The organism is Aeromonas sp. A04, from assembly GCF_047780465.1.
In the GTDB taxonomy this organism is placed as follows: Bacteria; Pseudomonadota; Gammaproteobacteria; order Enterobacterales; family Aeromonadaceae; genus Aeromonas; species Aeromonas bestiarum.
On the sequence record NZ_JBLNHP010000005.1, the window covers coordinates 55,736 to 70,464 of the forward strand.

The following is a 14,729-nucleotide window of genomic DNA, read 5'->3' on the forward strand; positions in this document are numbered from 1 at the left end:
ATTTTTAATTATTCCAAAATACCTTCAAGTAAGTTATTTACCTGTTCTAGTTGCCGCTGCAATGTTCCGTTTGATAATCGAACTATACGCGCATGGAACATGGGCACACTAAAACTCTACTGTTCAAATTGCCATACTGAATGGTTGCACAATCTAGAAACCCCAAGTAATAACCCCTATTCGTCATCAAGCCAAGGCAATGGTTACCTTGGCACTCTAGCAATGCTGATAGCCATTCCTGTGGGTTTATTATTTATTGCACATTGGCTGAGTTGAACATCAATTAAAAAACTTGGTGTGTGCCAGCTACGCATTCAAGCGCGCCAACCCAATCAGGCCATAACGGGGCGCTTGACTACTAGGAAGGGGGCTGCAACTGTGAAGGGAGATGACCAAGGACTTGGCTATCTGGATAGTGACGGGGTATTAATCGCTTGTAAATCTGATCGCCTTCAAAAAATAATTTAAATTACATTCATTGGGTGAGTTTTCACTAAACAAACTGACATATAATTGATATCCTCTTCAGCTAGCCCATTAACTGCCCTGTTATATATGGTTTCTATGATTCATTGGCTTAGAAGACCAAGATAAATCTGCGAAAGTCCGATTATGCTTCGCTAATCGAACCTACCGAGCTAAAAATGGATATGACATAAATGAAAGGTATTATTGCTAAAATAGAAAGTGACAAATATACTGTCTTGGTGAGTTTTCATGAAAATGGAATAGAAAAAAATATAATGATGAGAGTTTTAGATTACGATGTCAGTAAGCTTCGAGTAGGAATGGATGTCGAATTTAACAACAATGAAAAAGAACTTTATGGTAGAGTTATTTGCAGGGTGATAAATAGGTGAAAGCATGAGTGGACTCAATAAGCGAAAATATATCAAACCTAAAAGTAGAGGCGAATGGTTAAAACATCCCATAGCAATAGTATTAGTAACCGCATTACTATCATCAGTTGGCTCAATTATTGGAGTTAAATTATCAGCTCCAATTGTTTTTACTCAATTTAAAGAGCAAAGGAACTATGAAAACAAAGCCAATGCATATTCACAGTTTCTGATGAACATGAGCAATGATGTATCATCTGCTTCAATAAAACTAATTTCACTAAATCAAATGGTTCAATATTCAAATACTGACTATAGCATTCAGAAAATCGAAAACAATATAGCTTCACTTGTCAAGTATGATACTGAAAATAAACTATTTCCTTATCTAATAAGTAATATGCAAACGCTTAGGCTTTATGGGAGTGACAAGGTAGAACTATACATAAATGATTTTATTAAAGTTTTTTTTGGTAATGATCACCTAGTTGATTGGGAGTTACATGATATCGATACTAGAGAGATAAGAAACACATGGATAAATAATAAAGGTGCAATTTATGGCTGGGAGCCTCAAGTTAGCGATGATGACAGAGCAAAATTTATTATTCTATCCTCTCAATATGTTGAGTTAGTCACGCGCCTTAAAAGTGAGCTGTCGAACTCTAATATCTAATGTAGTAAGTGCTTCAAAAACAAGCTGCCATGATATGGTGTCTACAGACTAGTAGGTTCGAATTTCGATACATATTCAAATTTTCATAGTTCTAGAAACGGAACAGTTTCGAGATAACACAGGGGCACTTATCTATTATTACTTGATGAACGAAAGTGATATTTAAGGTTCCCGCTACCAAGTCTCACTTTGTCAGATCTATTTACTGACCCGCCCCGGCGTCCTTGACTCATTAGATGGTGCTCGCCGCAGTTGCTTGACTGGACAAAAACGCCAACGACTGGCGGTTAAAGTGCTCAGGCTGCTCCACGTTACAGACGTGGCCGCAGTTTTCTATGATCTCGAGCTGGCTGTAGGCATCGCGGGCCACCTGCTCGCGCACCGGCGCCAGGAACATATGATCCTCCTCCCCCATCACATAGAGGGTCGGAATCGGCAGGGCGCGCTCCTTGAAGTAGCGCATCAGGGGGTTGACCTCGGTGGCGAGGCGGAACCAGCGTTTGAACTCCTTCTGGCACAATTTGCGCGCCTCGCGCACGAACAGGTTGCGCGACTCCTGATGGTGCTGGCGCGGCATTATGATGAAGGCGAACAGCCGGTAGAGCCACATGTAGGGCAGGATGTGCTGGCCGACCCGGCCAAGCTGCACCAATACCCGGGAGCGGATGTCGAGGCGCAATATGGCGCCGCCCAATACCATGCTCTTGACCCGCTCCGGGCAGAGCTCCGCCAGATGGCGAATGAGGATGGTGCCGAGCGAAATGCCGACGAAGTGGGCGGAGGAAATGCGCAGGTGATCGAGCAGGCGCACTATGTCTTCGGTCACGGCCCGGAAGCTGTAGTGACCCTTGACCACCTGCTGCAACTGGTGGGATTGACCGTGGCCACGCAGGTCCAGCAGCAGCACGTTGAAGTGCTCGCGATAGGCGCGCAGCTGCTTGAACCAGATGGAGGAGCTGCCACCGGCGCCGTGCACGAATACCACCCAATCCCTGTCGGGGCCAAGCTCGAACGTCTTGTGATACAGCATCTTGCGACTCCCTCATCGACGGCATTGGGGTATAGTAGGCGCGCATCTTAGCAGATATTTTCACCTAAAAAATACGTTTGCATGGCAACTGGCGAGGAGCGTGACCATGGAGTTGACGAGTTTGAGAGCCTTTCTGCTGACCCTGCCGGGCGCTCAGGAGGACACCCCCTTCGGCCCGGAGATCCTGGTCTATCGCATCGCCGGCAAGATATTCGCACTGGTGGATTGGCAGGCAGAGCCGCTCACCATCAACCTCAAATGCGAGCCCGACCTCGCCCTGCTGCTGCGGGAGATCCACCCCGAGGTCAAACCCGGCTGGCACATGAACAAGCAGCACTGGAATACGGTTACCCTGAGCGACACCCTGGCCAGCGATCTCTGGCAAGGCTGGGTGCACCACTCCTATGAGCGAGTGGTCGCCGGTCTGCCCAAGGCCAAACGGCCGCAAGCGCCGACACTGTGAGCCATCCCATGCCAGAGCAGCCCGATATAGTCCCGCTGAGCGAACAGCATATCCCCGCCCTCATCGCCCTGTTCGAGCAAGCGGTGCGCCAACGCGGCCCCGAGCACTACAGCGAGGCGCAGGTAGAGCAGTGGGCCCTCGGCGCCCATCATCCCGGCTTTGTCAGCCAGTTGCGTGAGCACCACGGCTGGGTGCTGGAGCAAGCCGGCGCCGTGCTCGGCTTCGTCACCCTCAGCGATGATGGTCACCTGAGCCTGCTTTATGTGAGCGCCGACCATCAACGGCAGGGGCTTGGCGGTCTCTTGCTCGCCACCGCCCTCAGCCAGGCCGCTCGGCTCGGCATCGAGACCCTGACAACGGAGGCCAGTGCCTTCAGCTATGGGCTATTTTTACGGTATGGCTTTGAGCTGACCGGATTGGAAAGCGTGGAGCGCGGCGGAGTCGGTTTTATCCGCTATCGCCTGCACTGGCGCTTGCCAAGCTAGGTCCAGCCACTAAAATACGCACAGTTTTTCCGTATTGTTGAGGATTGAGGCCGCCATGGTTGTAGAAAGCGAAGGCTATATCGCCCTGATTGAGTATCTGGTGGAGAGTCTGGGACTGTTTGAAACCCAGCAACAGAGCAGTGGTGAACAGACCATCGAAGATCTGGTGAGCGGCCGGGTGGCCGGCAACCTGATGGCCATCTGCGAACAGAACCCGCAGCTCGATCCCAAGTTGCGCTTCATGATCATGCAAGAAGCCGATGCCGTGGTCGCCGATCTGGAAGAGGTGCTCTCCGCCGTCTGGCTGCGCGCCCCGACCCCGGCCCAGCAAGCCTTCCTCGAAGAGTTCATCGATCTCATCAAGAATCTGTTTGACGGCGCCATCAGCTAGCCCGTCGAGACAGCTTGTCGCCGTGGCGCAGACCCGAGCGTCCGAATATTCCCGCAAACAGCACACATGAAAAGGGCCGCCTTCAACGGGCAGCCCTGCTTGCTATCATTTCAACTCATCAAGCTTTTCAATGACTTTTAATGAATATCGAGGCAAGAAATGTGTCTGGTCTTGGCTCCCATCCTTGGAAGCTACCAAGTTAGGCAAGGTCGATCCGGTTTAGTTCCCGGCCATGACACATTTTTTTACGATTTTTTTCATCGCGCTGACACTCAGCTTGTTCAGCGGCATGTTGACCGTCAAAAAGAGCCGCAACTGCGGCTCTTTTTCATGTGCAAACAGGGCGGCACGGCCGCTTAGCGATTGAGGCTCGGCGGCAGGCAGACACCTATGCCACCCAGTCCGCAATACCCTTCCGGATTCTTCTCCAGATATTGCTGATGGTAATCCTCGGCGTAATAGAAGGGCACGAGCGGCAAGATGCGGGTGCTGATGGCGCGGCTATCGCCACTGGCCATCATGGCCTGCTGATAGGCCGCCATGCTCTGCTGGGCGATGACCTGCTGGCTCTCGTCGGCATAGAAGATCACCGAGCGGTACTGGGTGCCGACATCACCGCCCTGGCGCATGCCCTGGGCCGGATCGTGCTGCTCCCAGAACAACTTGAGCAGATCACCGTAGCCGATCACCTTGGGATCAAACACCACCTGCACCGTCTCGGCATGGCCGGTCAGCCCGCTGCACACCTCCTTGTAGGTCGGATTCTGGGTCACCCCGCCCTGATAGCCGGCGGCGGTGGAGTAAACCCCTGGCTGTTGCCAGAACAGGCGCTCCACGCCCCAGAAACAGCCCATGCCAAACCAGGCTACCGCCATCTCTTCAGGCCAGGGACCCTGGGTCGGGTGGCCATTGACCGCATGCTGCTGGCCAATCACCATAGTCTCGCGGCGTCCCGGCAGCGCGTCTGCCGGTGAAATAATCTGTTCCATGAACCCTGTCCTTGTATAAAAACCTGTGCGATCGCACAGCTGACGAAAAGGAGTCTCGAAGATAACAGTTTATGGGCCGGGATCAACCAAGGCCGCAGCCACGCTGGGATGGCGGCATCCTTCCGCGCCCGACCATCGTCCGGCGGGGTCCCTCATCCCCCGTCAGTCCAAATGGTGGCATAAAATGGTAAAATCAATATTTAGTCTTGATTTGTGAATTTATTTTCATATATTGAGCCCATTGCTGTTTTTTTATGGAAGAAGCCACAAGTGCGTGAACGCGAACCCAGCCTGGTCTATGCCTTTCGGCAGTCTACCCCCTATGTCAACGTGCACAGAGGCGCCACCTTCGTGCTGATGATGGGCGGGGAAGCCCTCTGCCACCCCAACTTTGCCAACATCGTCAGCGATATCGCCCTGCTGCAGACCTTGGGGATACGCCTGGTGCTGGTGTTCGGCTCACGTCCGCAAAACGACGAGGCGCTGGCCCGGGCCGGCATTGAGGCGCAATACCACAGACGGATCCGGGTCACCGATGACGCCAGCTTCGCCCTCATCAAGCAGGTGTGTGGCGGCCTGCAGTACGACATCACGGCCCAGCTCTCCATGGGGCTGGCCAATACGCCCATGCAGGGGGCGCGCATCAGCGTGGTGAGCGGCAACTTCGTCACCGCCCAGCCGCTCGGTGTGGATGACGGCATCGACTTTTGCCACAGCGGTCGGGTACGCCGCATCGACGTGGAGGGGATCACTCGCCAGCTGGATCAGAAGAGCCTGGTGCTCATCTCCCCCATCGGCTGCTCAGTCACCGGCGAGAGCTTCAACCTGAGCTCGGAAGAGGTGGCCCGCCGGGTGGCGGTGGATCTCAAGGCTGACAAGCTCATCTGTTTCAGCAGCACCCAGGGGGTGATGGACAGACAGGGCGAGGCCATCTCCGAACTCTTCCCCGAGCAGGCCGAGGAGCTGCTGGTGGAACTGGAGCAGGCGGGGGAAGAGATGTCCGGCACTGCCCGCTACCTGCGGGCGGCCATTGCCTCCTGCCGCGGCGGCGTACCCCGCTCCCACCTGGTGAGCTATCAGGATGACGGCGCCATGCTGCAGGAGCTGTTCAGCCGCGACGGTCTCGGCACCCAGATAGTGCGGGAAAGTGCCGAACAGGCCCGCGCCGCCACCATAGAAGACATCGGCGGCATTCTGGATCTCATCCGCCCGCTGGAGGAGGAAGGCATTCTGGTGCGCCGCTCCCGCGAGCAGCTGGAGATGGAAATAGACAAGTTCACCATCATAGAGCGCGACGGCCTCATCATCGGCTGCGCGGCGCTCTACTGCTTCATGGAAGAGGCGATGGCGGAGATGGCCTGCGTCGCCATCCACCCCGAGTATCGCAACTCCAATCGGGGGGATCAGCTGGTGGCCAAGGTGGCCGAGCGGGCCAAGCGGCTCGGCATTCGCCGCCTGTTCGTGCTCACCACCCGCTCCATTCACTGGTTCCGGGAGCGGGGCTTCGATCCGCTGGAGGTGGAAGACCTGCCGGTGGAACGGCAGCGCTTCTACAACTGGCAGCGCCGCTCCAAGGTTTTGTCAAAAACCATTTCGTAAGTTATTGATCTTGCGTCTGGTTGCCGCCGATTGTTAAGTTTTTCACAATCTCGATTGACAGTGCAATCCAGCGCAGGGTATTTCTAATTGCACTCCACCGCCTGCGGTGGAGCCAGAAGAGGAGCGCTGCCCAGGCAGCCCGAGGGAGGACGCCAGAGTCCGATGAACTTGGGTCAGGGGGAGCAGCGCCGAGACGAGTGAGGCAACTGGATACCTCAACGTCGGCTGCGGGGGCTGAATCCCTCGGGTTGTCATCGGTAGTGGTCATCCCCCACCGAGCCCCACAAGGGGCTGGTACGGGATGGGCTCTGCGGGTGGAGTGCTTCTGGCCGGGATAGCCTCTCTCATTCCTGCCATTTTCAGCCTCCTCCTCTCTTTTTGCCCGATGGATCCGGATTTTTAAATTAAGACAGGAGTAAGCAATGAGCCCGATCAATGTCGCCAAGTTTGGCGGAACCAGTGTCGCCACGGCTGCGGCCATGAACAACTGCGCCGATGTGGTGCTGGCCAACCCGGCGACCCGGGTGGTGGTGCTGAGCGCCAGTGCCGGCGTCACCAACCTGCTGGTGGCCCTGGCCCAGGGCGATCTGGACGAGACGGGCCAGGAGGCGCAGCTGGCCAAACTGGCCGAGATCCAGCAGGCCATACTGACGGCGCTGGGTGACCCAAGCGATCTGAGCACCCTGATCCATGCCACCCTAGGCGAGATCCGCACCATGGCGCGCCAGGCCAGTCAGCATACGGATGCCGAGCTGGCCGATCGCCTCATCGCCTGCGGCGAGCTGATGTCCACCCGCCTCTTCACCGAGCTGCTGCGCCAGCGCGGCGTCAAGGCCCACTGGCAGGATGTGCGTCAGCTGATGCGCACCGACAGCCGCTTTGGCAAGGCAACCGTGGATCTCGCCGCCACCCGCGCCCTCTGCCAGCAGGCACTGGGCCCCCTGCTCGGCGACAGCCTCATCATCACCCAGGGCTTCATCGGCTCGGATGCCGATGGCCGCACCACCACGCTCGGTCGGGGCGGCTCCGATTACAGCGCCGCCCTGCTCGCCGAGGCGCTGGATGCGGGCAGCATAGAGATCTGGACCGACGTGCCCGGCATCTACACCACGGATCCGCGCCTGGTCACCCGCGCCCGCCCCATCCCCGAAATCAGCTTCGTCGAGGCGGCCGAGATGGCCACCTTCGGCGCCAAGGTGCTGCACCCGGCCACCCTGCAGCCGGCGGTACGCCAAGACATACCCGTGTTTGTCGGCTCCAGCAAGGATCCGGCGGCCGGCGGCACCTGGATCCGCGCCAGCACCCGCACCAGCCCGCTGTTTCGCGCCGTGGCGCTGCGCCGCCAGCAGGTGCTGGTCACCCTCCACAGCCTCAACATGTTCCACGCCTATGGCTTCCTGGCCGAGGTGTTCGGCATCCTGGCCCGTCACCGCATTTCGGTGGATCTCATCACCACCTCGGAGGTGAGCGTGTCACTGACCCTGGATCACACCGGCAGCCAGAGCAACGGCGAGCCCATCTTGAGCGACAAGGTGCTGGCCGAGCTGGGTCAGCTGTGCAAGGTGAAGGTCGAAACCGGGCTGGCGCTGGTGGCACTCATCGGTAACCGCATGAGCGAAGCGGCCGGGGTGGGCAGTCAGGTCTTTGATGCCATCCGCGAGCACAACATCCGCATGATCTGTTACGGCGCCAGCGCCCATAACCTCTGCTTCCTGGTCAAGGAAGAAGAGGCGGGCCACATAGTCAACCGCCTCCACCAGGAGCTGCTCGACTGAGCCAGTCGAGGTTTGACACCGCATAAAAGAGGGGCACCCAGGGTGCCCCTCTTTTCGTTGCGGCTAAGGTCATAGACGCAGATAGCCGCGCCAGCCTAGCCCGCCAGGGTGGGCACCGGCAGCAGACAGGCGCGGATCGCCTCGCGCAGGCCAGCGAGTCGGGCCAGCAGCGCCGCCTGATCGAGCCCGGCTTCGTCCGGTCCCAGGTTGTCCGCCAGCTCGGCGAAGTGCTCGGTCACAGCCCGCTCCAGCCAGTCGAGCCGGAGCAGGGTGAGCGGGCCGCAGCTCTTGCCGCTGAGATCATCCTGGATGTCGAGCCTGTGGCTGCGATACATGTCGCGCCACCAGTTGGCGGCCAGCGCAGCGTCGCTGGCCAGTGCCGAGCGCCACTCCCCCTGCAAGCCCTGCAAGCGGGCCAGCACGGGGGCGCTGGCGCCCTCCCGGGCCAGGTATTGCAGCTCGCGCTGCACCCAGGCCAGGCACAGACCGCGCCAGTAGCGAAACTGCGGCAGGGGATCCGGCTCATCGAGCCAGAGGCCGGAGAGGGTGCGGGTCTCCAGCCGCTCAGGCACATGAAACTGGGGATCGGAGAGGCCGTTGGAGTTGAATTCATGACGGGGATCGAACGGCCACATGTAACCAAAGTCGAACACGGCGATCTGCTGGCCATCGTCGAGCAGGTTGCCCGGGCTCGGATCCCAGTCAAACCAGCCCCAGTGGGCAAGCTCGGCCTGCACCGCCAGCATCTGCGCCAGATTGCGCTCATTGAGATCATGCACAGGCACGCCCCGCAGCCAGGGGGAGATGAGCACCCCGGCCCGGGCCGAGCCGAAGCAGGTACAGACCACATTGGAGAGAATGGTGGGGTGCAGCTCGCGCAGGGCCTCTATCTCGCGGCGCCGCTCCAGCTCGGTCAGGAAGGCGGTCTTGCCGTCGACGTTGGCCACCAGGGAGTCGTGCCTGCGCCGTTTCAGGCACCAGTGATGTCCCTCCACCTTGAGGTGAAACACCTCGGCGGTGAGGCCGTGACGATACACCTTGATCACGGCGGGATGATCCTCCTTGAGTCTCACCAGCTGCGCCAGTGGCAAGGGGCAATCCCGCTCGCGCCCGATCCGTATCTCCTCCTTGCTCTCCAGCATGCGGAGCAATCTTGCCTGACGTGCCGCTACCTTGGGATTCATACATGCACCTCCATCATTATTGAGAGACTAAGCAGCAAGGCAGGCGCAGACCAGAGGCAAAGCGTCATGATGACGCTTTCATCACAGAATGAGTGTGGCCGTCCGATCCGGATCACAGTTTGCATGGATCCATGGTCATGAAATATTCATTGTCTGGTCATTAAATTGACAACAAGGAACAAGCCCCTCACCATCGGGTCAAATTAAATGCAGCAGCCAATCGCCGTCATCACTCGCTCAAAGGATGAGCTCATATGAAAGTCCCCTCTTCAGCACGCTTGTCAGCCAGGGTACCCAGTCTGCCCTCCCTGCTGCTTGGCTTGCTGGCCGCGCTGCTGCTGCTGACCCTGATACTGCCGCAGATCAATCCCGGCAGCTGGCTCGGCCGGGCCCAGCCGCTGGTACTGGGGCCTGCCGATCAGCCGATCGCCACCCTCACCCGTCATGCCCTGCTCTACAAGAGCGACAGCCGTGGCCTCTACCTGGTGGTGCGCAGCCAGTGGCAACTGCTCAAGCCGCTGCAGGAGGGGGACAAGGTACGGGTGGAGTTGCTCAACGAACGGGGTGAGCGGATCGATCAACTGAATCAGCCGGTAGACAAGCGCCAGGTGTGCCGCAAAACCCGCTGTACCCTGGATCTCAACAGCACACTGCGGGCGCCCGACGATGCCCTCGCCAGCCGCTATCAGCTGCGGATCGGCCTGCTGCTCAAGGACAGACCCGAGAGCGCCGAGTTCAGCCAGATCCTGCAGACCCTGCCGGAGCAGGGCTTCAACCTCAGCTACCTCTTCACCAGCCTGGTGCTGGTGCTGGCCCTGAGCGCCGCCGTGCTCAGAACCGTGCTGCCCCGCCTCAGACGCAGCTTGCGCTGGCGAGTCATCGGCAGCCTGCTGCTCGGCAACCTCACCTTCGTGCTGCTGCACGGCTTCGTGGTGTTCAAACTGGGGGAGTTTCTGCTCTGGTCAGGTTTCAGGCCCGAGCACTACTACCTCGCCTGGGGCAGCATGGTGCTGGGCTGGAGCCTCTGCGCGCTGGCGGGTTTCAACCTCTACATGGGGCTGGTATTCACCGCCCTCTCCGGCATAGGCCTGCTCGCCAACTTCATGAAGATCGCCATCTACGGGGTGCCGCTCGGGGGGGACGATCTCGGCAACCTGCTGGCGCTGCTGCGCATCCTGCTGGAACAACATCCCGTGTTGCCAGTGCTGGGCGCCGGCCTGCTGCTGTTTCTCTGCTGGCGCTTCGCCCTGTCGCGCTGGATCCTGCGCACCCTGGCCGCCACCGCCGCCTTCTTTGCCCTGTGCGTATTCGCCACCCAGACCGGCAACAAGCTGCTGGGGGCCAACATTCGCTACGTGGACAGGGCGGTCAACTATCACAGGGACATCATACGGGCCGGTCCCGGCCTCTATCTGTTCAACCTGGTGGACGAGATGCTGCAAAACGGCAGCGTGCTTCGCTACCCCTTGCAGATCAACGAGCTCACTCCCCAGCTCAGCCATGCAAGCCTGGGGCAAGCCCCCCGCTTCGATCTGGTGATAGTGCTGCAGTACGAGTCGCTCTGGCTCGGCTGGCAGGGCAAGATCTGCGCCCCGCCCCCGACCCTTAGCCTGCCCGCCAGCGTGCAGCAGTGGCACAAGACAATCCACTCCCCCACCACGGGCGGCATGACGGTACTGGCCGAGTTCGAGATGAACACGGGCCTGCCGGTAGGCCTGCTCAAGCAGGGGGTCGTGCCCTACTACTACCTCTCGGAGCAGGTGCCCGGCCTTGCGCAAAGCGCCAAACAAAGTGGCTACAAGACCCTGTTTGCCCACCCCTATGTGGAGAAGTTCTGGGGCCGCGCCAAGGCGATCCCGGCCCTTGGCTACGAGGAGCGCTGGTTCGATACCCGCTTCACCACGCTCGAACATAAAGGGCTTTATATCTCGGATGATGCGCTGATCGATCACCTGCTCAGGCGCAGCGAACAGGATAGCCAGCCCCTGTTTGCCTATGCGGTCACCATGCAGGGCCACGGCCCCTTCGACGGGGATCGCTATCAGGCCCAGCAACTCGACAAGGCCTGTCCTGATCAGAGCGCGGCAGAGCGCCAGCTGCTCAACACCTACTACACCGGGGTGGTGGATGCCATGGCCTCGCTGGAGCGGCTGCTCAAGACCCTGGACCAGTCCGGCAAACGCTATCTGGTGGTGGCCTTTGGCGATCACCAGCCGTTTCTGATGTCGGCGGGCAAGGGGATTCACGGTGACAAGCCGCCTCGCGATGCCACCTACCAGATCCCCATGATGGCCTTTGCCCGCGATGATGGTGCCCTCAACCTCGCAACCCAGTTCGCCCCGGTGCGCCAGCTCTACCAGATGGGCCAGGCCACCCGTCAGCTGCTGGCGGGGGACCTGACCCCGATCCCGGATCTGGCCCTGCTCCACCCTGTGCTGGGTGAAGAGAAGGGATTCGACGTCTCGCCCCTGGTGCCGCAGATCCGGGCCAGCTTCCGGCCGGATGCCCTGCCCTGATCCCGGATCTGAGAACGTAAAAGAGGCCGCTGTTGCGGCCTCTTTGCATTCTGGTCTGGATTGCGCGCTGCTATTGCACCGTGCTCTGAGCTGACACGGCCGCTAACGCAGCCAAGGCTCGCACAGGGTGAGAGTCTGGGCATCGAGATCCAGCTCAGCCTCTATGCCAAGAGGCAGGGTCAGCATGGGGTGGGTGTGGGCGCAGTCAAACTCCGCCAGTATGGGGAAGGTCGGTTCTCCCACCACCTCCAGCAGAATATCGAGCGGCCGCTTGCCACTGCCCTGTTGGTTGAACAGCTCGTGCTTGCCGAGCACCAGGGCACCGATGCGATCAAACACCCCGCACAGCTTGAGGTGGGCAAAGGATCGCTCAACGGTTTCGGCGGACAGCAGGCTGTCTTCCAGCAACAGAATGTCCCCTTGCTGGATGGCCGGCATGTAAGGGGAGCCCCAGATCCCCGCCAGGGTATTGAGGTTGCCGCCGATCAGCCTGCCCCGCACCTTGCCCGATCCCACCGAGATCAGCCGGTTGGGCAGGCACTGCTTGGCCCGGGTCTGGTTTTCCCAATCCAGCCGCTCGTCGGTCCATTGCGCCGGGGTCGGCAAGGTATGAGGCACGACGGCGCCACCGGCCTGGCAGATCTGGCGAAAGCCCGACAAGGTCTCGTCCACCAGCGGCGGCAATTCACCGAACGAGGCCACCAGCGCCGGCCCGTAGAAGGTAACCAGGCCGGTTTTGGCATAAATGCCGAGCAACAGGGCCGTCACGTCCGAGTAGCCGATGATGATCTTGGGGTCCCGTTTCAGCGCCTCGTAATCGAGATACGGCAGCAGGGAGTTGGAATTGCTGCCGCCGATCACCGACATGATGCAACGCACCTCTGGATCGCGAATGAGTGCATTTAGCTCGGCTGCCCGCGCGGCTATGGAGCCGGATCGCCAGTGATCCTGCTGGCCGGTCAGGCTGCCCGCCTTGAGCCTGAAGCCCTGTGCCTCCAAAAATGCCCTGGCGCGAGCAAAGCGCTGTGGCGCCCAGGCCGTGGCCGCGCTGGAGGGGGAGAAAAAACCTATGGTGTCGCCAGGTTTGAGCCCTGGCGGCTTGAGTGATGTCATCGCAAGACGTCCTGTTCCGATTATGACCATCCAGGGCATGGCGCCCACAAGAAAGGACTCATAATAGCCATGTCATGGCCCTAAAGACACCAGGAAAAGATGGCAGAGCCAAGGTGCTGCCCGGTTCCAGCCGGTTGGTGATCAGGGGATTGAGGCCGGGCACGGGCACGCGGAACGATTCACTCGCTGGTCGGTTTAACCCAGAAACGGCGCACCCATTTCTGGGTGATCTTCTCGTAGGAGCCATCCTTGCGCATCTGATCGAATGCCTTCTGAAGCTGCTGTATGGTGGCGTCATCCGTGTTGCGGCTGAAGGCGAAGTAGAACAACATTGTCTCCTGAAACTGGAACATGGGGACAAAATCCGAGTAGTGATGCCCCAATGTCTCTATGTGATAGGCGGCCCCCATCTGCATGGCAGGGGCCACGTCTGCCCTCCCGCGCAACATCATGCGAAACTTGTCATCCTCGTCGTGTACCAATACCAGATTGAGCCCTTTTCCCGACAGCTCACGGGCCATCGCCGAGTCCCGCACCACGGCAATCCGCCAGGGAGCCAGCTCGGCTAGCTGGCTGGCCACCAGATCGTCACGGTTTGCCAGGCGATAAAACCAGATGACGCGAGGACCGATTGGGCCAATCCAATGGAAGAGCGCCTCCCGCTCAGGGAGCCGTATCATGCTGAAAATGACGGTATTGGGATCATACTGCGCCATCTGGTAGGCCCGCGCCCAGGGCAGGAGTTGTATTCCCTTGCTGTCGAGCGTGATGCCGCTGACCTCCAGCATTCGGTGCAGCATATCCACCGAGAGCCCTGTGACCTGACCATCCCTATCCCGGTAGTTGTAAGGGGGAAGCTCCTCTGTCACCGCCTGAATGCTTGCCCCCATGGCACTGCCCAGCCAGCACCACAACAATAACCAGCGAATATGGAACATGATTGACCTCCAGACCGTCCTCTCTTGTGTCAAGTATGGCGGGCGTGAGCCGTACTGCGTATAGCGGCTGACCGTCAAGAACAGGCGGCGGATCGGCTGCCATCCCGCCACGCCGGGGCGCAGAAACTGAAAAACCGGCAGAAGGTTGCCGGTTTTTCAGTGTATTCAAGGGATCAGACCAGCACGGCGGTACCGCTGATGCTGACCATCAGCATGCTGCCATTTTGCCCCACCACCTCGTAGTCGATGTCGATGCCAACCACGGCATTGGCACCCAGGGCGGAGGCGCGTTCTTTGAGCTCATCGAAGGCAATCTCGCGGGCACGGGCCAGCTCTTTTTCGTAGGCGCCGGAGCGGCCGCCTATGATGTCGCGGATCCCGGCAAACAGATCCTTGAAGATGTTGGCGCCGAGGATGGCTTCGCCCACGACTATGCCGCGATATTCACGAATGGTCTTGCCTTCCAGGGTGGGGGTAGTTGAGAGGATCATCTTGGTTTCCTTATCGATTCACTGGGTAGACAGCCTAAAGCAGCGATAGTTTCCAGGCAAGAAAACAGACTCGATGCGTGTCTGTGGATCAGTGCTGTCTGTGTTTCGAGGAGCAGGATCCGTAGAGAGTCAACCGGTTGGATCCTGCCGGCATCAAGCAACGGGAGACAAGGCTGAGCAAGCTGCACGATAAGCATCCAAGCGCCCCCTCAATAGCCGATCTGGCCCAAACATCAAGTG

Annotated in this window: 14 protein-coding genes and 1 riboswitch; of the genes, 8 read left to right on the top strand and 6 right to left on the bottom strand. The window is 58.8% G+C overall.

Annotation, left to right across the window (positions count from 1 at the left end; all coding sequences use genetic code 11):
• The first annotated feature begins 659 nt into the window (after positions 1-659).
• Together ACM3N8_RS15910 and ACM3N8_RS15915 are read left to right on the top strand one after the other, a co-directional pair.
• Positions 660-860, top strand: a complete 201-nt coding sequence (locus ACM3N8_RS15910) for a hypothetical protein (RefSeq protein WP_241326127.1) — start codon at positions 660-662, stop codon at positions 858-860.
• Between the two features lie 4 nt (positions 861-864).
• Complete coding sequence (locus tag ACM3N8_RS15915; RefSeq protein WP_241326126.1) at positions 865-1,515, top strand: hypothetical protein; 651 nt, start codon at positions 865-867, stop codon at positions 1,513-1,515.
• Between the two features lie 232 nt (positions 1,516-1,747).
• On the opposite strand, the gene ACM3N8_RS15920 is transcribed toward ACM3N8_RS15915, so the two are convergent.
• A complete protein-coding gene (locus ACM3N8_RS15920) occupies positions 1,748-2,545 on the bottom strand; it encodes an alpha/beta fold hydrolase (protein ID WP_241326125.1) in 798 nt (265 codons plus the stop codon).
• A 106-nt stretch (positions 2,546-2,651) separates the two neighbouring features.
• Here ACM3N8_RS15920 and ACM3N8_RS15925 point away from each other — a divergent pair, with 106 nt between their 5' ends.
• The 3 genes from ACM3N8_RS15925 to ACM3N8_RS15935 are packed head-to-tail and all read left to right on the top strand — an operon-like array spanning position 2,652 to position 3,884.
• A complete protein-coding gene (locus tag ACM3N8_RS15925) occupies positions 2,652-3,008 on the top strand; it encodes an MmcQ/YjbR family DNA-binding protein (RefSeq protein ID WP_290019200.1) in 357 nt (118 codons plus the stop codon).
• 8 nt (positions 3,009-3,016) lie between these two features.
• Positions 3,017-3,493, top strand: coding sequence for a GNAT family N-acetyltransferase (locus ACM3N8_RS15930; RefSeq protein WP_290019201.1), 477 nt, complete (start codon positions 3,017-3,019; stop codon positions 3,491-3,493).
• 55 nt (positions 3,494-3,548) lie between these two features.
• A complete protein-coding gene (locus tag ACM3N8_RS15935; RefSeq protein ID WP_042869761.1) occupies positions 3,549-3,884 on the top strand; it encodes a DUF3802 family protein in 336 nt (111 codons plus the stop codon).
• Between the two features lie 356 nt (positions 3,885-4,240).
• On the opposite strand, the gene msrA is transcribed toward ACM3N8_RS15935, so the two are convergent.
• Positions 4,241-4,873: a peptide-methionine (S)-S-oxide reductase MsrA gene (gene msrA, locus ACM3N8_RS15940; protein WP_043141141.1), complete on the bottom strand. Its 633-nt coding sequence runs from the start codon at positions 4,871-4,873 to the stop codon at positions 4,241-4,243.
• Between the two features lie 270 nt (positions 4,874-5,143).
• Here msrA and argA point away from each other — a divergent pair, with 270 nt between their 5' ends.
• Both argA and lysC read left to right on the top strand, forming a co-directional pair.
• The gene (gene argA, locus ACM3N8_RS15945; protein WP_378081880.1) at positions 5,144-6,472 is read left to right on the top strand and encodes an amino-acid N-acetyltransferase; all 1,329 of its coding nucleotides are present in this window, start codon (positions 5,144-5,146) and stop codon (positions 6,470-6,472) included.
• 108 nt (positions 6,473-6,580) lie between these two features.
• Positions 6,581-6,805, top strand: a riboswitch (Lysine riboswitch).
• An 89-nt stretch (positions 6,806-6,894) separates the two neighbouring features.
• Positions 6,895-8,247 (top strand): lysine-sensitive aspartokinase 3, encoded by a 1,353-nt coding sequence (gene lysC / locus ACM3N8_RS15950; protein ID WP_290065520.1) that lies wholly within the window; start codon positions 6,895-6,897, stop codon positions 8,245-8,247.
• 95 nt (positions 8,248-8,342) lie between these two features.
• On the opposite strand, the gene ACM3N8_RS15955 is transcribed toward lysC, so the two are convergent.
• Positions 8,343-9,431, bottom strand: coding sequence for a hypothetical protein (locus tag ACM3N8_RS15955; protein ID WP_416016331.1), 1,089 nt, complete (start codon positions 9,429-9,431; stop codon positions 8,343-8,345).
• 254 nt (positions 9,432-9,685) lie between these two features.
• Between ACM3N8_RS15955 and ACM3N8_RS15960 the strand changes: the two genes are divergently transcribed.
• Positions 9,686-11,947, top strand: coding sequence for an LTA synthase family protein (locus ACM3N8_RS15960; protein ID WP_416016332.1), 2,262 nt, complete (start codon positions 9,686-9,688; stop codon positions 11,945-11,947).
• A 102-nt stretch (positions 11,948-12,049) separates the two neighbouring features.
• On the opposite strand, the gene ACM3N8_RS15965 is transcribed toward ACM3N8_RS15960, so the two are convergent.
• From ACM3N8_RS15965 to ACM3N8_RS15975, 3 genes are all read right to left on the bottom strand, one after another.
• Positions 12,050-13,060: a S66 family peptidase gene (locus ACM3N8_RS15965; RefSeq protein WP_416016333.1), complete on the bottom strand. Its 1,011-nt coding sequence runs from the start codon at positions 13,058-13,060 to the stop codon at positions 12,050-12,052.
• Positions 13,061-13,239: 179 nt separating this feature from the next.
• Positions 13,240-13,998 carry a substrate-binding periplasmic protein gene (locus ACM3N8_RS15970; RefSeq protein ID WP_290019205.1) on the bottom strand — a complete coding sequence of 253 codons (759 nt, stop codon included), beginning with the start codon at positions 13,996-13,998 and terminating at the stop codon, positions 13,240-13,242.
• A gap of 173 nt (positions 13,999-14,171) precedes the next feature.
• A complete protein-coding gene (locus ACM3N8_RS15975; RefSeq protein ID WP_043556151.1) occupies positions 14,172-14,489 on the bottom strand; it encodes a heavy metal-binding domain-containing protein in 318 nt (105 codons plus the stop codon).
• Between the last annotated feature and the right edge of the window lie 240 nt (positions 14,490-14,729).